The sequence below is a fragment of the Luoshenia tenuis genome, from assembly GCF_014384745.1.
GTDB lineage: Bacteria > Bacillota > Clostridia > Christensenellales.
Map to the genome: position 1 here is coordinate 209431 of NZ_JACRSO010000004.1, position 21847 is coordinate 231277.

At 57.7% G+C, this 21847-nt stretch carries 23 protein-coding genes, 2 tRNA genes and 1 CRISPR repeat array; of the genes, 15 read left to right on the forward strand and 10 right to left on the reverse strand.

Annotated elements, in window-relative coordinates; all coding sequences use genetic code 11:
- Nucleotides 1-24: 24 nt before the first annotated feature.
- Nucleotides 25-843, reverse strand: a complete 819-nt coding sequence (locus H8699_RS10170) for an AraC family transcriptional regulator (protein ID WP_249285605.1) — start codon at nt 841-843, stop codon at nt 25-27.
- Nucleotides 844-1022: 179 nt separating this feature from the next.
- Between H8699_RS10170 and H8699_RS10175 the strand changes: the two genes are divergently transcribed.
- Nucleotides 1023-1463 (forward strand): hypothetical protein, encoded by a 441-nt coding sequence (locus tag H8699_RS10175; RefSeq protein WP_249285606.1) that lies wholly within the window; start codon nt 1023-1025, stop codon nt 1461-1463.
- A 186-nt stretch (nt 1464-1649) separates the two neighbouring features.
- Here H8699_RS10175 and tnpA read toward each other — a convergent pair whose 3' ends face one another.
- Together tnpA and H8699_RS10185 are read right to left on the reverse strand one after the other, a co-directional pair.
- On the reverse strand, nt 1650-2111 hold the full coding sequence (tnpA, locus tag H8699_RS10180; RefSeq protein WP_283244213.1) for an IS200/IS605 family transposase: 462 nt from the start codon (nt 2109-2111) through the stop codon (nt 1650-1652).
- A gap of 177 nt (nt 2112-2288) precedes the next feature.
- A complete protein-coding gene (locus H8699_RS10185) occupies nt 2289-3821 on the reverse strand; it encodes a Na+/H+ antiporter NhaC family protein (RefSeq protein ID WP_249285607.1) in 1533 nt (510 codons plus the stop codon).
- 305 nt (nt 3822-4126) lie between these two features.
- On the opposite strand from H8699_RS10185, the gene H8699_RS10190 reads away from it, so the two are divergent.
- The gene (locus H8699_RS10190; RefSeq protein ID WP_249285608.1) at nt 4127-4588 is read left to right on the forward strand and encodes a hypothetical protein; all 462 of its coding nucleotides are present in this window, start codon (nt 4127-4129) and stop codon (nt 4586-4588) included.
- Between the two features lie 379 nt (nt 4589-4967).
- Nucleotides 4968-5473: a CRISPR direct-repeat array (repeat unit 33 nt; unit sequence ATTTCAACCCACGCTCCCCTTGCGGGGAGCGAC).
- 560 nt (nt 5474-6033) lie between these two features.
- Here the strand turns inward: H8699_RS10190 and H8699_RS10195 are convergent.
- The 5 genes from H8699_RS10195 to H8699_RS10215 form a co-directional block, all read right to left on the reverse strand.
- Nucleotides 6034-6109, reverse strand: a tRNA-Thr gene (locus H8699_RS10195).
- 471 nt (nt 6110-6580) lie between these two features.
- On the reverse strand, nt 6581-7984 hold the full coding sequence (locus tag H8699_RS10200; RefSeq protein ID WP_249285609.1) for an MATE family efflux transporter: 1404 nt from the start codon (nt 7982-7984) through the stop codon (nt 6581-6583).
- A gap of 236 nt (nt 7985-8220) precedes the next feature.
- A complete protein-coding gene (locus tag H8699_RS10205; protein ID WP_138294340.1) occupies nt 8221-8496 on the reverse strand; it encodes a phage holin family protein in 276 nt (91 codons plus the stop codon).
- A gap of 4 nt (nt 8497-8500) precedes the next feature.
- Nucleotides 8501-8671 carry a hypothetical protein gene (locus H8699_RS10210; RefSeq protein ID WP_249285610.1) on the reverse strand — a complete coding sequence of 57 codons (171 nt, stop codon included), beginning with the start codon at nt 8669-8671 and terminating at the stop codon, nt 8501-8503.
- Nucleotides 8668-8916: a hypothetical protein gene (locus H8699_RS10215; protein WP_249285611.1), complete on the reverse strand. Its 249-nt coding sequence runs from the start codon at nt 8914-8916 to the stop codon at nt 8668-8670. Before H8699_RS10215 ends, H8699_RS10210 begins: the two co-directional genes overlap by 4 nt.
- Nucleotides 8917-9218: 302 nt before the next feature.
- Here H8699_RS10215 and H8699_RS10220 point away from each other — a divergent pair, with 302 nt between their 5' ends.
- A complete protein-coding gene (locus H8699_RS10220; RefSeq protein ID WP_249285612.1) occupies nt 9219-9875 on the forward strand; it encodes a LexA family protein in 657 nt (218 codons plus the stop codon).
- Between the two features lie 55 nt (nt 9876-9930).
- On the opposite strand, the gene H8699_RS10225 is transcribed toward H8699_RS10220, so the two are convergent.
- Complete coding sequence (locus H8699_RS10225) at nt 9931-10722, reverse strand: EFR1 family ferrodoxin (RefSeq protein WP_249285613.1); 792 nt, start codon at nt 10720-10722, stop codon at nt 9931-9933.
- A gap of 171 nt (nt 10723-10893) precedes the next feature.
- On the opposite strand from H8699_RS10225, the gene H8699_RS10230 reads away from it, so the two are divergent.
- Nucleotides 10894-10969 (forward strand) — tRNA-Val (locus tag H8699_RS10230).
- Nucleotides 10970-11038: 69 nt separating this feature from the next.
- Here H8699_RS10230 and H8699_RS10235 read toward each other — a convergent pair.
- The gene (locus H8699_RS10235) at nt 11039-11209 is read right to left on the reverse strand and encodes a hypothetical protein (protein ID WP_249285614.1); all 171 of its coding nucleotides are present in this window, start codon (nt 11207-11209) and stop codon (nt 11039-11041) included.
- A 402-nt stretch (nt 11210-11611) separates the two neighbouring features.
- On the opposite strand from H8699_RS10235, the gene H8699_RS10240 reads away from it, so the two are divergent.
- The 11 genes from H8699_RS10240 (at nt 11612) to H8699_RS10290 (ending at nt 21531) form a co-directional block, all read left to right on the forward strand.
- Nucleotides 11612-12091, forward strand: a complete 480-nt coding sequence (locus tag H8699_RS10240) for a helix-turn-helix domain-containing protein (protein ID WP_249285615.1) — start codon at nt 11612-11614, stop codon at nt 12089-12091.
- A 102-nt stretch (nt 12092-12193) separates the two neighbouring features.
- Nucleotides 12194-12895, forward strand: a complete 702-nt coding sequence (locus H8699_RS10245; RefSeq protein WP_249285616.1) for an ImmA/IrrE family metallo-endopeptidase — start codon at nt 12194-12196, stop codon at nt 12893-12895.
- A gap of 19 nt (nt 12896-12914) precedes the next feature.
- The gene (locus H8699_RS10250) at nt 12915-13082 is read left to right on the forward strand and encodes a hypothetical protein (RefSeq protein WP_249285617.1); all 168 of its coding nucleotides are present in this window, start codon (nt 12915-12917) and stop codon (nt 13080-13082) included.
- Between the two features lie 60 nt (nt 13083-13142).
- Complete coding sequence (locus H8699_RS10255; RefSeq protein ID WP_249285618.1) at nt 13143-14174, forward strand: virulence RhuM family protein; 1032 nt, start codon at nt 13143-13145, stop codon at nt 14172-14174.
- Between the two features lie 125 nt (nt 14175-14299).
- On the forward strand, nt 14300-15433 hold the full coding sequence (locus H8699_RS10260) for a tyrosine-type recombinase/integrase (RefSeq protein WP_249285619.1): 1134 nt from the start codon (nt 14300-14302) through the stop codon (nt 15431-15433).
- A gap of 842 nt (nt 15434-16275) precedes the next feature.
- Nucleotides 16276-16992, forward strand: coding sequence for a hypothetical protein (locus H8699_RS10265; protein ID WP_249285620.1), 717 nt, complete (start codon nt 16276-16278; stop codon nt 16990-16992).
- Nucleotides 16993-17136: 144 nt separating this feature from the next.
- Nucleotides 17137-17580 (forward strand): MarR family winged helix-turn-helix transcriptional regulator, encoded by a 444-nt coding sequence (locus tag H8699_RS10270; protein ID WP_138294346.1) that lies wholly within the window; start codon nt 17137-17139, stop codon nt 17578-17580.
- Between the two features lie 45 nt (nt 17581-17625).
- Nucleotides 17626-18954, forward strand: coding sequence for an MATE family efflux transporter (locus tag H8699_RS10275; RefSeq protein WP_249285621.1), 1329 nt, complete (start codon nt 17626-17628; stop codon nt 18952-18954).
- Nucleotides 18955-19170: 216 nt separating this feature from the next.
- Nucleotides 19171-19701, forward strand: coding sequence for a pyridoxamine 5'-phosphate oxidase family protein (locus H8699_RS10280; protein ID WP_249285622.1), 531 nt, complete (start codon nt 19171-19173; stop codon nt 19699-19701).
- 21 nt (nt 19702-19722) lie between these two features.
- On the forward strand, nt 19723-20550 hold the full coding sequence (locus H8699_RS10285; RefSeq protein WP_249285623.1) for a helix-turn-helix domain-containing protein: 828 nt from the start codon (nt 19723-19725) through the stop codon (nt 20548-20550).
- Nucleotides 20551-20589: 39 nt separating this feature from the next.
- Nucleotides 20590-21531 (forward strand): hypothetical protein, encoded by a 942-nt coding sequence (locus tag H8699_RS10290; RefSeq protein ID WP_249285624.1) that lies wholly within the window; start codon nt 20590-20592, stop codon nt 21529-21531.
- Nucleotides 21532-21847: the final 316 nt, after the last annotated feature.

The window sequence follows — 21847 nt, forward strand, 5'->3', positions numbered from 1 at the left end:
CGCCAGCGGCAGCAACGTTGCCCTCTAGCGCCTTTGCCGGTTCGCCCGCCGGTAGCCCATCGGCGCCACTCCGTACTTTTTGCGGAAGGCCTTGGTAAAGGCCGCGGGCAGGTTATACCCCACGCTGTAGCACACCTCGGTGACCGATAGGTCGGTCTGCTCCAGCAGCCCGGCGGCCGCCTCCAGCCGGGTATCGGCAATGTACCGGGCCGGGGACACCCCCCGTCCCGCCATGAATACTTTATAAAGATAGCTGCGGCTCAAGCCCACCTGCCGGGCCACGTCCGCCACGGTGATCTCGTAGGGATAGTTATGGCGGATATAGGCCATGGCCCGGGCCAGATACCCGGGGCCCTCCCCCTGCGCGCCCGGCTCCCGGGCGATCAACCCAAAGGCGGAATAGGCCAGCCCCAGCAGCGCATAGTGCCCCTTGCCGGCGCCGGCGGCCTGGGCCAGCTCCCGCAGCGCCTCTCCAAAGGCCGGGCAGGGCTGCGGCAGGATGGGCTGCTCCCGGCTAAAGCCACAGGCGCGCAACATCTCCTCGGCGTCCTCCCCGTCCAGCCCCACCCAGCAATAGGTCCAGGGGTCCTGTCCGTCCGCGGCGTAGTAGGTGGATACCCCCGGCCAGATCAAAAACGCGTCCCCCGGGCCAAGGGCATAGGTATGCCCCTGGCAGGTAAACTGCCCCCGGCCTGATAGCACCGCGTGCACCAAAAAGTGCGCCCGAATGGCCGGCCCAAAGGCATGCCCCGGCGCGCAAGTCTGCTGCCCGCAGTGGTACAGCGCCAAAACGCTGCCCGCGGGCCGGTCCAGCAGAAAGTCGATCCCATCGATCACGCGCATGCCCTTTCGCCCCCTTTTTCTCTAAGGATAGCACGGCCCTTTCCCCACGTCCAGGGGGATACCCTGCTTCAAATTTACCAAGCAACATCTCCATATATACCTGTGTTTTGCCGTTCAGATTGTACTTTGGTATAATGTGTACAAAATATGTCGTATCTACCGCTCTGTGAGGAGATGCTATGGGAGAATTTTATCGCTATAAATGTGATCAATGTGGATTTGAAAAAGAATTCCGTCTTGGCATTGGTTTTCTCTCCGGAGAGAAATATTTCGCCAAAAGCCAAGAAGCGAGTAACCAACTTAAAAATGAAGCCCTGGCTGGACAACATGGGCAATTGATCAAAACCATCGTGCGTTCCAGCTCACCAGATGAGCTGTTTTATTGCTGTGATGAACACCTTTATCAATGCGCACAATGTAAAAATTTGCTAAAGTGGCACAGCAAAAAAATTCTGGGCAACTGGTCTGTAAAAAACGGTTTTGCTTTCCTATTTGAAGCACACCAATCCTGCCCCGACTGCGCAAGCCATCACTTTAAACCGATCAGGACCACCTCTCCGATTTGTCCAGCATGTAAAGAGGCCATTGTTGACCTGATATGTTTGGGCTTTTGGGATTGATACTCGCATAAATTTGGGGCAGCGCATTATTGTTCCAGTATAACCTTGCTTCTCTCCTATACTCTATCCTTCCCCATACAATAAACATCCACCCGCCAAGCGGGTGGTATTTCATGTGCGGGCGAAGCCCTCTGCTCTTCGCGGGATGCGTAAACGCATAAATATGTCTGCCAACTGCGTATTCTGCTACCTGCAGCCCTTAAAAGGGCTGCCTTCAGGCATTGTTAACTGCTCTCCCAATTCATCCTCTTTTAATTGATTCTTGATGTATTCTGCTATCCTTCCCGCATTCTTCCCTGCTGTGTCTACATAATATCCTTTGCACCAGAACTCTCTATTCCTATACTTATATTTCAGTTCCCCGAATTGCTCATACATCATTGTGCTACTCTTTCCTTTCAGGTATCCCATGAAGCTTGATACTGCTATCTTTGGCGGTATCTCCACCAGCATATGCACATGATCTGGGCATACTTCTGCTTGTATTATATTTACTCCTTTCCATTCGCATAGTTGTCTTAATATCTTCCCCACTGCTTCCCGTTTCTCTTGGTAAAACACTTTTCTCCTGTACTTTGGCGCAAATACTATGTGGTATTTGCAATTCCATCGGCTATGCGATAGACTATTAATATCATTTATACCCATATGTAAACTCCCTTTGCTTTCTTTGTGCAGTTGGCAGACTACACTTTATTTTAGCAAAGGGAGTTTTCTTCTTCTTCGCCATAGGCTCTTTTGAACCACGCGTCTAACGCGTGGTTTTCTTTACAAAAAACCCCCGGGCCTTCTCGCCCGGGGGCCTTACTTGTCCTTATCGCGGCCCTAGCCCCGCGCTTCCCTGCGCCGGGTCAGGTAAAAGGCCACCGCCAGCACCGCGCCCAGCAGCACCACCGATACCCCCAGCGTGATGAACAGGTTCTCCGTCAGCCCCGCCACCAGGTAGCCGATAAAGCAGATCACCGCCACCAGCGTGGCATACCCCATCTGGGAGGATACGTGGTCGATATGGTTGCACCCCGCCCCCGTGGAAGAGAGGATGGTGGTATCCGAAATGGGCGAGCAGTGGTCCCCATACACTGCGCCGGCCAGCGTAGCCGCCAGCGAGGGGATCAGGTAGGGCGAATTCGTCCCGCAGATGATCACCACAATGGGGATCAGGATGCCAAACGTGCCCCAGGAAGTGCCCATGGCAAAGGCCAAAAAGCCTGCCACCACGAACACGATCGCCGGCAGCAGCTGCAGGCTGATGTTGCTGCTTTGCACCAGGTTGCCCACAAATTCACCGGTAGAGAGCAGATCCCGGCACATGCCCGAGATGGTCCAGGCCAGGATCAGGATGATAAACGCCGGCACCATGGATTTGACCCCCTGGGTGATGCCCGCCATAAAGTCCCGGAAGGAGAGTACCCTGCGGGGCACGAACAGCAAAAACGCCACCACCAGCGCCGCAAAGCCGCCCAGCGTCAGCCCGGCCGAGGCGTCCGTGTTGGCAAAGGCCTCGGCGATATCCGCCGCGCCGCCGGTGAACAGCCCGCCTACGTACAGCATCCCCAGGATGGAGAAGACGATCAGCGCCACGATGGGGATCACCAGGTCAAACACCCGCCCCTTATCGGAGATCTTGGTGCCGTCAAACTCCTCGGTGGATTCGATGGCCCCCTCCTGGGCGTCCAGGTCCCCCTGCTCTTGCGCCTTTCGCTCAAAGCGGCGCATGGCGCCAAAGTCCATCTTGGTAAAGACCAGCACCAAGATCATCAGGATCGTCAAAATCGCGTACAGGTTGTAGGGGATGGTCTGCACAAAGGTGCCCAGCCCATCTTCAATGCCCGCATCGGTCATAAAGCCGGCCACGGCCGCCGCCCAGCTGGATACCGGGGCGATGATGCAGATCGGTGCCGCGGTGGAGTCGATCAAGTAAGCCAGCTTGGCCCGGGAGATGCGGTGCTTGTCCGTCACCGGCCGCATCACCGTGCCCACGGTCAGGCAGTTGAAATAGTCGTCAATAAAGATCAGCGCGCCCAAAGCGCTGGTGGCCAGCTGCGCGCCCGTGCGGCTCTTGAGCTTGGTCACCGCCCACTGGCCGTACGCCCGGGAACCCCCAGCCTTGGTGACTACCACCACCAGCGCGCCCAGCAGTGCCAAAAACAGCAGAATAAAGCTGTTGCCTCCCATTTTTTCGGCCATCACGTTAAAGGTCACGTCCACCGCGCCCACCACGTTAAAGCCCGTATAGATCAGCCCACCCGCCAGAATGCCGATGATCAGCGAGCTGATCACCTCCTTGGTCAGCAGCGCCAGCACGATGGCGATGATGGGCGGCAGGATGGATAACCATCCGCAGTCGATTGCCTCCATTGCATAATCCCCCTCTTTTTTCATTTGCGTTCAAAACCGCCCGGCGCTCCCACCCGCCCGGGAGGTTTTGGAACAGACTTGTAAAACTACCCCTAGCATACCATGGGGCGGGGGCGGCTTCAAGGTTTTCCGTCCTATTTTTCGCCACATTTCGCCATAATTCTTTTCCTGTCCGTCGGAATGTGCACAGCAGTTACGCGCCCGCGCCGGTTCCGGTATAATTTAGGGGTGCGGTGCGATCCTGCGGGATAGCGGGCGGCGCGATCCGCCTTTGCCGCGGTACGATATGAGAGGGGATGACCAAAATGAAAAAGGCGCTTTTATCGTTGATCTTTCTAACCTGCCTTGCGGCCCTTGCATTAACGGGCTGCGCCAACTTTTCTACCTATGTGTGCTATACTTATCAGCTGGATAACGGCGACGCGGTCGAGGTGGAGCTGGATACCACCGATGGCTATACCTTTTCGCCCGATCTGCCGTTTTTTGTCAAGAAGGACGGCCATGTGCTCAGCCGCGGCGCCATCATTACCGCCGATGAATACGACGCATACCTGCAGGCAGTGCAGGCCGACCCCACCGCCACCATACTGGATAGCGGCAAGGGCGATGGCATCCGCTATACCTTTTACGCCTATGGCGAGGCCGAGTTTGACCACCTGATCCTGATCTCCGGCTCCGAAACCGGCATTCTGCTGGCCAATCCAAACTCCCAGGAGGAGGCGCAGGCCTGTTTTGAGCGGCTGACGTTCCGGCCGGCGCAGCCGTAAACCCCACTTCGCCGTTCCTTTTTAAAAGCAAGACCGCGATCCGGATGGCCGGATCGCGGTCTTTTTCGCTTTTCCCCCTAAGCCGGTGATCAGCGTCAGAATCTCCTTGGCATTTCAACCCGCGCTCCCCTTGCGGGGAGCGACAAATGCCGGGCCGTCCTGAAACAGCTCGCAGGTAGTATTTCAACCCACGCCCCCATGTGGGGAGCGGCAGACAGGATTCGCGAAAAAATCACAATCCATTGCGTTACAATCCACGCCCCCCATATGGGGCGACCGAGGGGCGGTTTTCCAGGTCTACGACCCCAACGGCATTTCAACCCACGCTCCCATGTGGGGAACAACCGGTAGGCGGGGACATATCCTTAAAGCCCTGCCCGTTTCAATCCACGCTCCCCTTGCGGGGAGCGACAGTCCGACGTGCAGGGCTGGGCGGACATGATGGACATTTCAACCCACGCTCCCCTCACGGGGAGCGACTCTCCTTGTCGATCCACGCGGAACGCTGGCGAGCGTTTCAACCCACGCCCCCCTTGCGGGGAGCGACTCCATGGTATCCACGTTGAACATGCGGCCACGGTCATTTCAACCCACGCTCCCCTTGCGGGGAGCGACGGAGCAGGTACGGGACTAAGGAGGGCTAGATGAGTATTTCAACCCACGCTCCCCTTGCGGGGAGCGACCCAGCTCATGGTGAGACCATGCACATCGCAACCATTTCAACCCACGCTCCCCTTGCGGGGAGCGACCGTTCACGTCAAGCGGCACAACGCTTTTTATAGGGATTTCAACCCACGCTCCCCTTGCGGGGAGCGACCGGCGCAGCCCATGTACATCATCGTCAAAGCAGATATTTCAACCCACGCTCCCCTTGCGGGGAGCGACTGCAACAGCTTGTGTTTCGCCGCCGCTCATCTACAATATAGCCTTTTTTCGGGGAGTGCGCAACCATAAAAAGTGGTCTCCGCCTATAAATCATATGGCAAATGCGGTGCGAAACCGCCGGGAAAAGTCTGTGTGCTTGCAGTTCGCACCCCAAGGGCCTACAGCGGGCCGCAAAACACTGCGCGGCGTTCTCTTAAATACAAAAGGCTTGCGCCTGCGGCCCGTGCGCCGCGGGCGGCCGCCTCGCTGGCGTAATCAGCACGTTTCATGCGCGTCCCCATCCTCATCTTTCGTCCCATTTATGGAAATGGAAGTGCTGGGGCATATCAACCTATTGATGTTATGGAAAAGCCGTTGCCAAACGATACATCGTTCACAGCGGCACAAGATCTTGCCCTATGGCTATTGGCCTGCGGGCATAAAAACTGCCGCAATCTGCACAAGCAAATTGCAGCAGCCCGCGCTTAAAGAACTTTACGAATTGGATGCCTGCTTTTGGGTATAAAAAAGTTCGCAAACCACATAAGCAGTTTGCGAACCTGGGTGCAGCTTCACGCTGCTGGAGCCAATGAGCGGACTCGAACCGCTGACCTGCTGATTACGAATCAGCTGCTCTACCAACTGAGCCACATTGGCACGCCAATCCGCCTCCATCAAGGCCGATTGCAAAGGCTATTATAGCATAAGCGCCGGGTGTTGTCCAGAGGGTTTGCGCGGATTTTTGTACATGGCCGCACATACAAAACCCGCCCGCATCCGGGAGGGCATCCATCGCCTTTCCCATTCGTTCCCCTTCGCGCTCTTTCTGCTGCTTTACCAACTCCCCGCATCACCCATTCATCTTCGCAGCGCATCCCTTGATCCCTCGCCGGAAAAGCCGCTTGCCTTGCTTACCGTCTTTCCGCTCGCGCCCTCATCGCTCTTTTTCCGCCGCCCGCTTTTATACCGCTTTATCCCTTCCCCGCATCACCGCCCTGCGCCCCAGCATTCGTCCCCGCAGCGCAGCCCTTGATCCCTCGCTGGGAAAGCCGCTTGCCTTGCTCGCTGCCTTTCCGCCCGCGCCCCCACCACCGTCCTTTTGTTTCCCCCGTTCGCCCTTATACCGCTTTATCCTCGCCCTTCATCATCGTCCTTCGCTCCGGTGCTTTTCCGCTGCGTCACGCTCTGCCGCTTGATCCCCTCCCGCCGCAGCACGCGCCCCAGCGCCAGCGTCAGCAACAGGGCCGCGCCCAGCCAGCCCACGCCGTCGGCCAGGTACACGCCCCAGCGCCCCAGAAAGGCGGGCAGCGTCAGCACCGCCCCCACCCGCAGCGCCAGCTCCAACAGGCCCGCGCCCATGGGCCAGAGCGCGTCCCCCATCCCCTGCAGCGCCGCGCGGTGGATGTAAAGCAGGTAGAGCGCCGGCAGAAACAGCGCCATTCCCAGCATCGCCCCATAACCTACCGATACCACGGCCGCCACCTCCCCGGCCTCTCCGGCTACCAGCAGGGCGAGCAGTCCCCGCCCGCTCCCCGCCATCAGCAAAGCGATGCCCACCGCCCCGCCCAGCGCCATGCGCCGGCCCACGCGGATGCCCTGGCGCACCCGGTCCCCGCGCCCGGCGCCGTGGTTCTGCCCCACATACACCGCCACCGCGCCGTCCAGCCCGGCGCCTACCACCTCCATCAGCGCAAAATACCGCCACGCGGCCGCCACACCCGCCACGGTCACCGCGCCGAAGCCGTTGATCACCCGCTGGTAGATCAGCCCGCCAACGGCCATCAACCCATCCCGCAGGGCCATAGGCCCGCCCAAGGCGAAGAGCTGCCGCGCCACCGCCCCGTCCATCCGCAGGTCCTCCCGCCCCAGGCGCACCTGCGCAAACCCCCGCAGACGCCACAGGCAAAACAGCAGCGAAAAGCCCTGGGCCAGCACCGTGCCCAGCGCCACCCCCGCTACGCCCATGCCCAAATAGGCCACCGCCGCATAATCCAGGGCGATGTTGAGCAGGCTGGACAGGATGCCCGCGTACACTGGGCTTTTGCTGTCCCCCAGAGCCCGCAGCACCGCCGCGGCAAAATTATAGCCCATCAGCAGCGGCGTGCCCCCAAAGAGCACGTATAGGTAAAGCTGCGCATCCCCCAGCAGCTCCGCAGGGGTGTCCATAGCCGGCAGCGCCAGTACGGCCAGCGCCATGCCCAGCGCCGTCAGCGCCACGCTTACGCCCAGCGCGCAGCCCGCCCCTACGCCCACGCTCCTGCGCAGGCCCGCCGCGTCCTCCGCGCCAAACCGCTGGGCGAACACCGTGCCAAAGCCCTGGGTCAGCCCCAGGATCGCGCTGGTCACCAGCCAGCTCAAAAACCCGGCCGCGCCCACCGCCGCAAACGCGTCGATGGAGATCAGCCGGCCTACGATGGCGCTGTCGGCCATGTTATAGATCTGCTGGAACACATGCCCCAGCATCAGCGGCAGGGCAAAGCCAGCCAGCAGCCGCGCAGGGCTGCCCCGGGTCATATCCCGCGCCTTGGCCATAAACAGCGCCTCCCTCTTATTCCATTTAAATGCAACGTACTGCCGGGCGCGCCGCCCAGCCTGCTGAAAAGATGATATGCGTCCATATAGAAGCGTTATGTGCCAAAAGATAAGCCTCGCCTGGCGATATTGAGCCGTTTTTTAAAGTTTACCATCTTGCCGCGGCCGCCCACAAGCAAAAAGCGCCGGAGGATGGCCCCCCAGCGCCTTTTCGCCCTTTTGCACAAAAACCGCGGCTATTCCTTGTCGCTTTTTACAATCTGTTTGATCGTCTGGTCAAGCCCTACTGCCGTCCATCCGGCAAAGCCGCCCATCATCAGGTAATAGGGCCAGCCCTGCCCACCCAGGGCAAAGGGCCCGTAGCACAGCCCCAGCGCCATCCCGCAGATCAGCAGCGCCAGCGGGATGCCCCAGTCCGGGAACCGGGGCAGCTTTTTCAGCGCCGCCCCCAGCCCGTATAAAAATGCGGCGATCAGCGCGAACTCCGGCGCCAGCATTTGCGTTAGATCCATCTTTCTACTCCTTTCCCTTTCTCTGTTTGCGCTCTTTGCGCGCGATACATTCCAGCGCCCGGCGGATATTACGCATCTCCCGCAGGTATTTTGCCTGGCGCACCGCGTCCGCCGCGGCCAGCGCCGCCACCAGCAGGGCTAGCGCCCCCAGCATCGCCTCCAAAACGCCGTTCATATCCCCGCCACCTCCTGCCTGCGCGCCCGGCGCGCATCGTCAATGGGCTGGCATACCATCTGCCCGCCCGGCGTGCGGCACAGGTAAAACCGCGGATAGGCCCTGAGCACCTGGGCCGGCGTCTTTTTAAACGTGCCTGAAATGCCAAAAAGCTGGGTAGAGGGGTAATCCACCATCACCCAATCGCCCACGGCGCGCAGCCGGGCCGCCGCCCCGCGCCCGCCCGGCTTCTCCTCTAACGTCATCTTCCTTCCCCCTTTGCTCTTTGCGGAGGCCTTTTGTACATTTTGTGTACTCGTAGGTAGCAACACACCGCTTCGCCCCCATACCGTGCACAAAAATGCGCTCTCCGGCCTTATTTCCGCATCCACATCTTCGGCAACCTTCCCCACAGGCCGCCCTATATACTATTTTGTGGACAATCTTATCCTAGCACTTTTGGGAGATATCGTCAATATTGTGGACTATATTCTGGTAATATTTTAATAATCGTTGATTTTGTGTACTCCCTTTGGTATACTGATCTTAATTTGAAGGAGTGATCGCCTTGACCCAAAAGAATGCTGACTTTCAGACCCGTTTAAAGGAGGCGCTGGCCGCCTCCCCCTTAAGCGCCACTGCTCTGGCCGATAAGGTGGGCCTGTCCAAGCAGGCAATCAGCGCCTACACAAGCGGCGTGCGCGAGCCCAAGCGCCCCACCCTGCGCGCCCTGGCCGAGGCCCTGGGCGTGGGGGAGGACTGGCTGGCCGGATACGATGCCCCCCGCGCCCGCCCCGTGCCCGATCCCTTTGCCCACATCGCGGGGCTGGAGCCCATGCCCCAGCTGCGCAGCGTGCCGCTGCTGGGCACCATCGCCTGCGGCACGCCCATCCTGGCCCAGGAGAATATCGAGGATCAGGTATCCGTCCCCGAGTATATCCATGCGGACTTCGCCCTGCGCTGCAAGGGCGACAGCATGACCGGCGCCCACATTCGGGATGGGGATATCGTCTACATCCAGGCCCAGCCGGACGTGGAAAACGGCGAGATCGCCGCCGTGCTCATCGGCGAGGAGGCCACCTTAAAGCGGGTGTATAAGAGCAACGGCCAGCTCACCCTCATCGCCGAGAACAGCCTGTATCCCCCCATGGTCTACGCCGCCGGCCAGGCCGAAGAGGTACGCATCCTGGGCCGGGCGGTGGCCTTTACCGCGCGGGTGCGCTAGGGCATAAAAGGGCCGGGGCAGGCAGCTGCCCGCTCCGGCATAAGTCCAAACGGCTTTAGCGCCCTTTGCGCTGGGCGGCGATGTCCTTCCACGTCACCTCCGGATGGTGGTAGCGGGGGCGCCCATCCGCGCTTCCAAAGTGCGGATAGTCCTTATAGATCGCCTTTTGCGGGCAGAAGTGGAAACAAGCAAAGCAGTAGGCGCAGCGGTCCGCAAACTGCGGTACGCCCTCGCGCAGGGCGATATTCTCCATGGGGCACAGCTTGGCGCACAGCCCGCAGCTCGTGCAGGCCTCTCCGTTCACCCGCCAGGGGCCAAAGGGCTGCTGGGCATACTTTGCGCGCACGGCCTCTGTATTGTTATCCGGGGAACCAAAATCCTCCACGGTGCCCACAAAGCGGTCGTTGATATTTTTGGCCATCACGTCGATCCAGATCTTGGCCAGCTCCAGCCGCTGGGCGTTCTCCTGCTCGTTGCTGGGCAGGCAGTTGCCGGGCATATCCAGCTTTTTGGCGTAGGACAGAGCATAGCCATGTTTGTTTAAAAAGCAGTTGAAAAGATCCGTACAGGTGCCGCCCCGCTCGTTGCAGGTGCCAATGGCGTAAAGATATACCCCCTTAGGGATCTTCATTTTCTCCGCCGCGGCCATCATGGGCCAGGGCGCCTGCCCGCCGTATACCGGGAATATAAAGCCTACGGTCTGCTTGGCATCCACAACGATGCTCTCTTTGTCCAGCTCACGGACTACCGGCCGCAGCTCGGTCTCCCCATCCAGCTTTTGCGCCAGCATCCTGGCCACCATCAGCGAGTTGCCCGTGCCGGTAAAGTAGTAGATGACATTCTCCATCTTCATCCCTCCTTCCAAAAGTATAGCACCCGCGCGTGGGGTTTACAACATGTTATCTCCATCTGCCCGCCGCCTGTCGCCAACCGGTTTTGCGCCCGCGGGCCGAAAAATTTGCTTTCGCATCTTGACGAAAGCGCCCAAAGCTGGTATATTATAAATCGTCCTCGTTATGGTGCTTTGGCTCAGTTGGTAGAGCACATCGTTCACATCGATGGGGTCACTGGTTCGAGTCCAGTAAGCACCACCAGGTAAGAAATCCCGCAATCATGCACGGTTGCGGGGTTTTTATTTACCCAAAATTGAGTCAAATAACACACTAAATAACCCACTTGGGTAAAATAAAAAAAGCCGGGGCAAAAACCCCGGCTTTCCACTTCTTAATAGCCCACGGTTCTGTATCCGCAACCAGCGCCCCCACGGCTTCGCTGATTGCAGGGAAAACCTTTTCGTTGTCGATGCTATTAAATCTTGTGCTCAGATTCGCCATTCTCTTGCTCCTTTCTACCCATTTGTATATCTCCTTTTTAGAGTTAATTCTTGCGTATATGCAAGTCATCGGCAAAAAAATATTCACCACCTGGTCGACACTCAGTTTTAGCCCTGACTTTAGTAATTGGATTTCGTTCCTATTAAAATCGCTTGTTCCATTCAACTTTCTCTGTAACGTAGTCGGATTCACGCCTATCCTACTAGCGACATCGTTTTGGTTTAGGCCTAGCCTGTCATAGCTCGCCTTAAATTCATTTCGGTTAATCACCGTCGCGCCCCTTTCTTGCGTTTCCGCAAGTTAAGCATAACCCCGCTGCTTCAGTTTGTCAATGCTTTTATGCAAGCTTTTCTTGCATTTTTGCAAAAGCAGGGGTATACTCCATATTATAAGGAGTTTGTTATGAGTAATTATTCTTATTTGAAAAATAGAAGATCCGAACTCGGCTTAACGATGAAGCAAGTCGCGGAGCGCGTAGGGGTTTCGGAAGGTACTGTATCAAGGTGGGAGAGTGGAGACATCGCAAACATGCGTAGAGATAAGATTGCCAAATTGGCTGAAGCACTCCAAACTACCACAACTAAAATAATGGGCTGGTCGGACGATCCGAATGAAGAGGCCTGGTCCTTGTCGGCGGTTCTCCCCCCCCGCGAGCAGGATCTGCTGAAATTTTACAGAGGCATGGGGCCATCTGCGCAGGATTATCTCTATAATAAAGCCAAGCTGCTCTACACCGATGCTATCATCGAGCGGGACGCGCCCACCATCGGGGGAATCGCAGCCTATGGTGGTGATTCCGACGCGATCATTCAAACCAAGGACCAGCAGAAAAAGGCAGAAGAATTCTGGCGGAAGCAAAACGAAAAGAACCGTAAAGACTAACGCCTGCATACCTCACCCGTAATAAAATCGGTGATATATTCTGCAAGATTTTTGTATTACAACGTCGAAGATTGTACCCAAATAATATTTGGGGGTGTCCTTATGGATATCGTAAGGCGTAAAGCAAAAGACGTTGCACGCGAGCTCGGAGCAGCTACTACAGAATCGGTCAAGAATTATCTGGAGAAAAACAGGTTCAAGGTCTATATCTTCGATCAAAACGACTGCTGCGAATTTTTAGAGCTATACCCTGCTGCGAAAAACTATATCCGCTGGCGTGAAGCTTTTAGTTTGCGGATGGGTTGGGACGTAATCATTTGCGTTAACAAGGATCACCTTGCGGACCTACGGCATTTGCTCCTTCACGAATTGGGGCATATCCTCCTGGGGCACGATATTGAAAGCCTAATGGACCAGGATGAGACCGATGCTGAGCGTTTCACCATGTTGGTATTCAAATACTGTCAGGCCAAGTCCCTTACACCTATTCGGCACTGGCCAGCGGCGGCTGCCATCGCTGGCGCGTGCGTGGTCTTTTGCATTGCATGGGTGCTCTACGGAACTATTTCGGCAGCTCCGGCGACGGGGGCTTCCCGATCAGCTGGTATCCAGGCGGAGAATGGACAGCCTGGAGATTTGACTGCCGCTGAAGTGCTCATCACCGCGACCGGTGATAAATACCATTTACCGGATTGCCAGTATGTTAAAGACAGGGCCAGCGTCACGACGGTATCTTTAACCGAGGCGTTGAGATTGGGCAAAGAACCCTGCAAGGTTTGCCGGCCGCCAGAGGTGGCTGAGTAAAACGCAGGAGGGATTTCTGATGAAGTTGAAATCCAATGTAACCATGAGGATAAAGGACAACAGGTTAATGCTCCGCCAAGGTGGCGAGCAGATCAGCATTACTGGCGCAGAGATATGGAAGCTGCTGCAAGCCCAGCGTCGGTTGAAGGACCTGGTCGCGTACCCAAAGCTTAGGCGTATCAAGTAAGGCTAATGGATGGCGGTGGGAGGGCTTTGCTCTCCCAAACCGCTAATTACAGGAGGCAGTATGGACAATATTACAACAGCTAATATTTTGTTGTATGAAACCGAAGAAGGCAAAGTCAACGTTTCGGTCTATTATGCAAACGAAACATTTTGGCTTACGCAGAAAGCCATGGCTGAATTATTTGATGTGCAAATACCAGCCATTAGTAAGCATTTAAAGAATATTTTTTTGGAGGGGGAACTCGATGAAAAAGTGGTTGTTTCCAAAATGGAAATAACCACTCAGCATGGTGCGATTGAAGGAAAAACCCAAACAAAATATGCCCAGTTCTATAACCTTGACGCAATCATCGCCGTTGGATATCGCGTTAATTCAAAGAAGGCCACTCATTTTAGGCAATGGGCTACAAACACGCTGAAAGAATATATTATCAAAGGGTTTGTGCTGAATGACGATATGCTCAAAAACGGTCGCCCCTTTGGTCAGGATTATTTTGATGAACTCCTTGAGCGTATCAGAGAGATCAGAGCGAGCGAAAGGCGTTTTTATCAAAAGATTACCGATATCTATAAAGAGTGTAGCTACGATTATCGAAGCGATAGCGAAATTACAAATAAATTTTTTCAAAATACTCAGAACAAATTGCTGTTTGCTATTACCGGGCAAACAGCGCCAGAATTAATATCTGAGCGAGCCGACAGTAAAAAAGAGCACATGGGGCTTACGACATGGAAAAATGCTCCCGATGGGAAGATTTTAAAAAGCGATGTAACCGTTTCCAAGAACTACCTCCAGCAACGCGAGCTCAGCGAACTAAACGCGATAGTCAATATGTATCTTGACTATGCAGAAATGCAGGCCCAGCGGAATAATCTCATGTCTATGTCGGATTGGGCCGATAGGTTAGATGCCTTTTTGAGATTTAACGAGTATGAAATATTAAACAATCTGGGTAAAGTGACGAGAGCCGTTGCCGACGAATTGGCTATAGGCGAGTATGAGAAATTCAGAGTAATACAAGATCGCGAGTTTATTTCTGATTTTGATAAAGCTACCAAAAAGATGTTAGAATCCCGCGATAAGAAATCATAAACGACGACCCGCCCCCTGCGCCAACAGGAGACGGGCCAAAGAAGCAAAACCACGTACCACCGGGCATTGCTATATCTCATTATAGCATGCCCTCCATTTACAATCAATTTCAGGAGGGATTTTTTATGGCTATACGTACCAACACCGCTAAGTGGCTTGAGGGCCAAAAGCGCTGGCAGATCAATGTGCAAAAGGATGGTAAGCGGCGGACATTTACATGCTCAATCCCCGGGAGGACGGGCCAACGGATCTGTAACAAAAAGGCGGATGACTGGCTCGAGGGGGTAACAACAGACCCTAGAATAAGGGTGGGTAAACTATATACCCGTATGGTAGATGAGCTGCGCATAACTGCCAGCGTGAGCCACATAGCTGCGTTTGACCCTTTCACCCGGCAATATCTGGAACCGGTGTTATGGTCTAAAAAGGTGGCGTCCTTAACTGAGCAGGACTATCAGGACGTGATCCTCTACGCCTGGGAACATCCTACAAAGGGTAAGCCCCTGTCTAAAAAATCTCTGAGAGATATCAAGGGATGCCTGTGCGCCTTTGCTAAATACGCTCGTAAAAACGGCATATCCACCCTGCGGCCCGAGTCATTGACGATTCCAAAAGATGCCGCCGAACCAAATAAGCAGGCGCTACAGCCTGCTGATCTCCGCAAGCTGTTTACCGCCACCAAAACGACGTATAGAGGCGTAGAGGTCGACGAGTGGTACATACATGCTTTTAGGTTTTCCGCGGTCACAGGTCTGCGGCCTGGGGAGCTGGCTGCGCTGCGCAGGGAAAACGTCGACCTAAAGGCAAAAACCTGCCGGGTCGAAGGATCCTTCGACGTCCGTAACAACCCCACTAAAGGCAAAAATAAAAACGCGATCCGCTCCTTTGTCCTCCCTGACGTAGCCGTAGCCGAGGTGATCGCCCAGCAAAAAATGCTCAAGCGAAACGGCGTGATCTCCCCTTATTTGTTCCCTGAACCAGACGGAGGGGCCACCCGGCATGACACCAGCTATCGGCATTGGGTACGCTTCAAAAAGCACAACGGACTATCAGATATCTCTCCCTATGAGCTGCGGCACACGTTTTTCTCAGTCAACAAAGCGCTTCCGGAAGAGTTGGTAAAACTGGTGGGCGGGCATAGCGACGCCTTTGATACTTTTGGCCACTACGGCCATGAACTTGATGGCGAGGCGGCACAAGCAGCGAGACTGATAAACGATGCGTTTACAAAAATTTTGTCTTCTGTCGAAGAAGGGTAAAGGGTAAAACAGGGGTGTGTTAGTAACCCACAAAATAACCCACTTTTTTACATACGGGCGTATTTATGGGGTTTACACTTGTTTATGTCAAGACCGTGTAACCCGCATTCTGTAAGGGTTTTAGCTACATTCTTATTTGCCGAAAATACGCCTGAAAAATGCGTGTATTAGTTCGAGTCCAGTAAGCACCACCACGTCGGAGCAAGCTTTATATCGCTTGCTCCGATTTTTTTGTGAAAAATCGGAGCGCACTCATGCCGCTGCTCCTCCTTTTCCGCAAAAGGTCACGCTTCGCACAGGCTGCGCCCTTGCAAGCGCGGGCGCTTTGCGCCTGTTTGTTCGCTACCAACCTTTTGCGGTTTCGCTGCGGCGGGAAGGGCACGCGGCATCTTCTTTGTAACGATCTGACACGTCGGAGCAAAGTTCGCTTTGCTCCGGCTTTTTTTATAAAAATAAACCATCCGCCCGTTCCCTTGCTTCTCCTCATGCGCAAAAGGCCACGCTTATTGCGGCTGCTTGCTTGTAAACGCGCTCGCTACGCCTCCACCGCGCTACCACTCTTTTGCGGATATCACTGCGGCGGGAAGCATCCTTTTTTATTCTAAGCTGCAAATTTCCATATGATCCAAAGTAATTGCCTGGGGGCCTGCGCCCTTATCGTCACCGGTACACAGCGGCAAGCGAGTGCCCGATACCGCGATTTGTATTTACAGGCCGCGGTATTTTTATATCCGCAAGCAGCCGGCCTATCGTAAAACGCTGTCCCCGCCCCAAAGTATAGCGCCGCCGCGCAAATTGTAGTATGATGTTGAAAGCAACGACATGGGAGGCGTATGTTCCGTATGAAAATGCATAAGACCATCACCCTTTTGACCGCTTGGGTCTGCGCCCTGGCCTGCACGGCTCTGCTTGGCGGCTGCGCGGCCCCGGCGCAGCCCTCGCCCAGTGCGACCCCCGCGGCATCCACGGCGCCGGCCTCGCCCGCGCCCACCCAGGCGCCGCAGCCCACCGCCACCGTGCAGCCCACCGCCCAGCCTACAGCTACCGCACAGGCGCAAGGGGCGCTTTTGCCCGATGCATTCCCCCTGGAGTTCACCTTTTCCAGCGGCGCCGGCGGCTGGGGCACCGTTTTGACCCTGCAGCCGGACGGCACTTTTACCGGCTCTTATCACGATTCTGAGATGGGCGACCGGGATGAGGCCCGCTACCCCAACGGCACCGTCTACGTGTGCACCTTCAGCGGCCGTTTTGAGGATATCCGGCAGGTGGATGACCACACCTATGCCCTGACGCTGGGGAAGGTCGCCACCGAAAAACCCAAGGATGAGACCTGGATCCAGGACGGCATCCGCTATATCGCCGCCGACCCGTACGGGCTGGAAACCGGCAAGTCCTTCCTGCTCTACACGCCGGAAACGCCGCTGCAGCGGCTCTCGGAGGATTTTTTGAGCTGGTGGCCCCTGCGCTTTTCCCAGGATGGCAGCACGCCGTCCACCCTCTCCTGCTACGGGTTATACAACCGGGAGGCGAACTACGGCTTTTTCACCTACGAATCGTAAAACGCCAGGACGCTGCACCGCCGCGCAGGCCGTTATGGCCTGCGCTCTTTTTTAACCCGCAGATACGCCTTGACAATCATCCGAAATCAGACTATAATGCAAAAAGTCCGATTTCGGATATTTTTATTTGAGGAGGATCCGTTCATGCGCCATGCAAGGGCCCGCAAACGGCTAAACGAGTATAACGACCTGTTTAAGGAAAACGACGAGATCTACCGCGCAGCGGCCAAACGCCTGGGCCTGCCGGACTGCGCCTTTTGGATCCTTTACACCCTGCGGGAGAGCAGCGCCCCTTTGACCCAGAGCGAGATCTGCGCCGCCCTCTACCAGCCCAAGCAGACGGTCAACTCCGCCCTGAAGCATTTGGAGGCGGAAGGGTATTTGCAGCTAAGCAGCGGCAGCGACCGGCGCAGCAAGCAGGTGCGCCTGACCGAGCGCGGCCTGGCCCTGGCCGAGAATACCATAGACCGGGTGCTGGCCGCGGAATGCAGCGCCCTGCTGGATATGAGCGAGGAAGAGCAGGCCGCCTTTATCAGCCTGCTGCGGAAATATACCGAGTCGTTAAAGGCGCGGATGGACGCGCTTTAGCCCCGGTCAACCGGCCGCGCGCGCGGCCTATAGGAGAGGATAAAAATGAACATTCGTCTGAGCGACCATTTTACCTATAAAAAGCTGGCGCACTTCGTGCTGCCCTCCATCATCATGATGATCTTTACCTCCATCTACGGGGTGGTGGACGGGCTGTTCGTCTCCAACTTTGTGGGGAAGACCGCCTTTGCCTCTTTAAACTTCGTCACGCCCTTTATCATGATCCTGGGCGGCATGGGGTTTATGGTGGGCACCGGCGGCAGCGCCCTGGTGGCCCGGGAGCTGGGCCGCGGCAACCGGGAAAAGGCCGACCGCTACTTTACCATGATGCTGATCTTTACCGTGCTGCTGGGCCTGGTCCTCACAATGGGCGGGCTACTGTTCGTGCGCCCCATCTCGCTTATGCTGGGCGCCACCGAGGCCATGCTGGAGGATTGCGTGCTGTACGGCAGCATCGTCATCTCCTTTACCACCGCCTTTATGCTGCAAAACGTGTTCCAGAGCTTTTTGGTCGTGGCCGAGCGGCCCCGGCTGGGGCTGGTCTTTACCGTGGCCGCCGGGGTGACCAACGCCATTTTGGACGCGGTCTTTATCATCGGCTTTGGCTGGGGGCTGGCCGGCGCGGCGCTGGCTACGGGTATCGGCCAGTGCGTGGGCGGCCTGGCGCCGCTGGTCTACTTTCTTCGGCCGGGCGCCAACCTGCGCCTGCACAAGACCGGGCTTGAGGCGCGGCCCCTGCTCAAGGCCTGCGCCAACGGCTCATCTGAGCTGATGAGCAATATCTCCTCCTCCATCGTAAGCATGCTCTACAACTTCCAGCTGCTGCGCCTGATCGGGGAGGACGGCGTTTCGGCCTATGGGGTGCTGATGTACGTGCAGTTCATCTTCATCGCCATCGCCATCGGTTACGCCATCGGCAGCGCCCCCATCGTCAGCTACCATTACGGCGCGCAGAATTACGGGGAGCTGAAAAACATGCTGCGCAAAAGCGTGACCCTGGCCGCGGGCTCGGGGGTGGTGCTCACCGCCCTGGCCCTGGCGCTGGCCGGCCCGCTGGCCCAGCTCTTTGTGGGGTATGACCCGGGGCTGTACGCCCTGACGGTGCACGCCTTCCGCCTGTTCGCCTTCTCGTTCTTGCTGGCGGGTTTCAACATCTTCGCCTCGGGCTTTTTTACCGCCTTAAACGACGGCGGCGTTTCGGCCACCATCTCCTTTTTGCGCACGCTGGTCTTTCAGGCCCTGTCGGTGCTGCTCCTGCCCTTGATCCTAGGGATCGACGGCATCTGGTGGGCCATCACGGTGGCCGAGGTCTTTGCCTGCCTGATCTCGGTGATCTTTCTTGCGGCCAAGCGCAAAAAATACCATTATATCTGATCCTCCGCGCCCCGGTAGCTGCCGGGGCGTTTTCCAATTTCTGGCGGCGGCGCGGGGCGCTTTCCTGCCCCCCAACGCCCCGCGCCGTGGTATAATAAATTTTAAGCAGCCCTTGCCCGGGGACTGCGTCCGCCTGCCCGCTTGGGTAGGATGATATCATTTAGTAATGCGCGCGGCCCCAGGCCGCGCCCCATCTTGGAAAGGAGCGCCCCGTCCATGACCGATCACACCCAGCTTTCCATGGCCCATGAGGACCGCCGCATCACCGATCCGGCCCTGATCCGCGCGATCCTGGATTCCACCTATGTCTGCACCCTCTGCCTGCACGATGGGCCCTATCCCTATCCCGTGCCCATGAACTTTGGCTACACCTGGGATGAGCAGCTGACCTTGTACCTGCACATGGCCGCCAAGGGCCACCGGCTGGAGCTGATCCGCCAGGACCCGCGGGTGGCCTGCAATATCTACAGCTTTTTGGACCGGCGCGGCCATAAAAGCTACCGGGGCGAGACCCACGATTACCGCAGCGTTACGGTGTTTGGCCGCGCGCAGGTGATCCCCAGGGCGGACGAGGCCGCCTCCCTGGCCGGGATGAACGTGATGGTCCGCCACTCCGGCCGTCCGGCGCTCCGGAAAATGCCCGCCACCGATAACCTTTTGATCTTGAAGGTCACCCCTGAGATCATCACCGCCAAGGCCCAGTACCCCCTGACCCCGCAGGAGGCGCAGATGCCTGCGCTGGACTAACGCCCCGCACGAGGTAATAAAATGACGCTCACCTTCCACACCCGGTTTACGCCCCTGACGGCCACCCCCTTTTCCCGGGCGGATCGCTGTATTGAAGCGGCCCCCTGCCCGGCGCTGCGGCCGCTGGTGCGCTGTTTTTGGGGCCATAGCGCCGCCCAGGGGGCGGGCGGGCGCCAGCTGGTCATCCCCGACGCCTGCGTGGACATCATCTTTACCTTAAAAAATGGCCGCGTGCGCACCCGCTTTTGCGCGCTGGATCAGCAGCCCTTCTGGTCGGATCTGTCCGCGCAGGCGCCCGACCTGTTTGCGGTGCGCTTTTATTTTTGGGCGCTGCCCTTTTTATGCCCCGGCGGCCTCCCCGCCCTGGAGGAGACCCTGCTCCCCGCTCTTTCCCGCCTGGCGCAGGAGGGCGAGTTTGCCGCGCTGGACTTTGCCGGCCGCAAGGCCCTGCTGGAAGGGTGGCTGCTGGGGCGGCTCTCCCGCGCCGGCGCGCCGGACGCGCTGCTGGACAGCATCGATTATCTCCTTTCCCATGGCGGCGACGCCCGGGTCTGCGCCCTGTCCGGGCACACCGGCTACAGCGCCCGCACGCTGGAGCGGCTGTTCGCCCGGCATCTGGGGGCCTCGCCCAAGCAGACCGCCGCGCTGATCCGCTACCAGACCCTGTGGAGCCGGGCCGTGACCCAGCCCCGCTTCGACGTGCAGGATCAGGTGCTCGCCCTGGGCTTTTGCGACCAGGCCCATCTGCTCCACTTTTTCCGCCGCCACCACGGCATGCCCCTGGGCGAGGCGGTGCGCCTGGCCCGCGGCCTGTCGGCTTTTTACAATACCGGCGGCGGCCCTCTGTGATAGGGTTAGGAGACAATCATCATCCAAGGGGGTTATAAAATGGATCATCAACTGTTTTACGAGGTACGCGCCTGGATGCACCGCAACGCCCGGCCGCTGGAGCTGGCGCTGTGGCGCTGCCGCTTTGAGGGCGGCGGCGCGCAGGCGGTCGTGGCCGCGCTGGCCTACTACCAAAACGAGGACGGGGGCTTTGGCCACGCGCTGGAGCCGGACTGCTGGAACCCGCAATCCTCGCCCTATCAGACGCTGTGCGCCCTCAACATCCTGCGCGAGATCGGCTTTGCCGACAAGGTGCATCCGCTGTTTCAGGGCATCCTGCGCTATTTGGAAAGCGGCGCGGATACCGCCGATTACGGCTGGCGCTTTTCCATCCCCAGCAACGATGCCTGCCCCCGCGCGCCCTGGTGGAGCTATGACGAGCAGGCCAACCGCGTCGAGAGCATCGGCCTTACCGCGGCGCTTTGCGCCTTTGTGCTGACCGAGATGGACCCGCGCTCCCCCATCTACCCCAGGGCCAAGGCCTGGGCCCTGGCGCTTGCCGCCCTGCTGGAGCAGGATGGGGCGCTGGGCGAGATGGGCTTAGGCGGGCTGGCCGCCCTGCTGCCCGCGCTGGAGCAGACCGGCCAGCCGCTGCCTTTCGCTGCGCTTTACCAAAGGCTGGGCCAGCGCGCCAACGCCGCCATCGCCCGGGATCCGGCGCAATGGTCGCAATATCTGCCCCGGCCCTCCCGCTTTATTCAAAGCCCGGCCAGCCCGCTCTATCCCGAAAATGCCGAGGTCATGGCGCTGGAGCTGCAATACCTCCTGGATACCCGCGCCGAGGGTGGGGTATGGCCCATCTCCTGGAGCTGGTTTGGGCTGATGGACCGCTACGCTGCGGAATTTGCCATTAGCGAAAACTGGTGGAAGGCCCGCCAGGCCATTGATACCGTGGCGCTGCTAAGCGCCTTTGGCAGGATCGACCTGCCCCCGGCCCTTTAGATTCCGCCGCCGGCATGATCGTGCTGCGCCCCGCGCCTGGCCTTAAGCGCGGGGCGCAGCTTTTGGCGCGAAAAAAGCCGAAGGCCACCCGGCAGGGCGGCGCTCACTCCGTACCCCACTGGCAGCAGGCGTGGTGGGGACGGAGGTTTTTCACACTCTCCGATGCTCATACGCCAATCTTGCCTCCCTCTGACGAGGGAGGTGGCGCACCTTTGGGTGCGCCGGAGGGAGAGAGGCCGCCGAACAAAAACCCATGCTTTTCTACCTGCCAGCAGCATACAATCCCGTCATTTCGAAGCGCAGGCGAGGAATCTCT

Coding starts and splice junctions, on each gene's coding strand:
- H8699_RS10190 (WP_249285608.1), top strand. CDS start 4,127: ATGAAAAAGGCGCTTTTATCGTTGATCTTTCTAACCTGCCTTGCGGCC.
- H8699_RS10235 (WP_249285614.1), bottom strand. CDS start 11,209: ATGGCGAATCTGAGCACAAGATTTAATAGCATCGACAACGAAAAGGTT.
- H8699_RS10200 (WP_249285609.1), bottom strand. CDS start 7,984: ATGGCCAAGGCGCGGGATATGACCCGGGGCAGCCCTGCGCGGCTGCTG.
- H8699_RS10270 (WP_138294346.1), top strand. CDS start 17,137: ATGCGCCATGCAAGGGCCCGCAAACGGCTAAACGAGTATAACGACCTG.
- H8699_RS10290 (WP_249285624.1), top strand. CDS start 20,590: ATGGATCATCAACTGTTTTACGAGGTACGCGCCTGGATGCACCGCAAC.
- H8699_RS10215 (WP_249285611.1), bottom strand. CDS start 8,916: ATGACGTTAGAGGAGAAGCCGGGCGGGCGCGGGGCGGCGGCCCGGCTG.
- H8699_RS10185 (WP_249285607.1), bottom strand. CDS start 3,821: ATGGAGGCAATCGACTGCGGATGGTTATCCATCCTGCCGCCCATCATC.
- H8699_RS10175 (WP_249285606.1), top strand. CDS start 1,023: ATGGGAGAATTTTATCGCTATAAATGTGATCAATGTGGATTTGAAAAA.
- H8699_RS10245 (WP_249285616.1), top strand. CDS start 12,194: ATGGATATCGTAAGGCGTAAAGCAAAAGACGTTGCACGCGAGCTCGGA.
- H8699_RS10250 (WP_249285617.1), top strand. CDS start 12,915: ATGAAGTTGAAATCCAATGTAACCATGAGGATAAAGGACAACAGGTTA.
- H8699_RS10170 (WP_249285605.1), bottom strand. CDS start 843: ATGCGCGTGATCGATGGGATCGACTTTCTGCTGGACCGGCCCGCGGGC.
- H8699_RS10285 (WP_249285623.1), top strand. CDS start 19,723: ATGACGCTCACCTTCCACACCCGGTTTACGCCCCTGACGGCCACCCCC.
- H8699_RS10280 (WP_249285622.1), top strand. CDS start 19,171: ATGACCGATCACACCCAGCTTTCCATGGCCCATGAGGACCGCCGCATC.
- H8699_RS10205 (WP_138294340.1), bottom strand. CDS start 8,496: ATGGATCTAACGCAAATGCTGGCGCCGGAGTTCGCGCTGATCGCCGCA.
- tnpA (WP_283244213.1), bottom strand. CDS start 2,111: ATGGGTATAAATGATATTAATAGTCTATCGCATAGCCGATGGAATTGC.
- H8699_RS10275 (WP_249285621.1), top strand. CDS start 17,626: ATGAACATTCGTCTGAGCGACCATTTTACCTATAAAAAGCTGGCGCAC.
- H8699_RS10265 (WP_249285620.1), top strand. CDS start 16,276: ATGAAAATGCATAAGACCATCACCCTTTTGACCGCTTGGGTCTGCGCC.
- H8699_RS10210 (WP_249285610.1), bottom strand. CDS start 8,671: ATGAACGGCGTTTTGGAGGCGATGCTGGGGGCGCTAGCCCTGCTGGTG.
- H8699_RS10225 (WP_249285613.1), bottom strand. CDS start 10,722: ATGGAGAATGTCATCTACTACTTTACCGGCACGGGCAACTCGCTGATG.
- H8699_RS10255 (WP_249285618.1), top strand. CDS start 13,143: ATGGACAATATTACAACAGCTAATATTTTGTTGTATGAAACCGAAGAA.
- H8699_RS10240 (WP_249285615.1), top strand. CDS start 11,612: ATGAGTAATTATTCTTATTTGAAAAATAGAAGATCCGAACTCGGCTTA.
- H8699_RS10260 (WP_249285619.1), top strand. CDS start 14,300: ATGGCTATACGTACCAACACCGCTAAGTGGCTTGAGGGCCAAAAGCGC.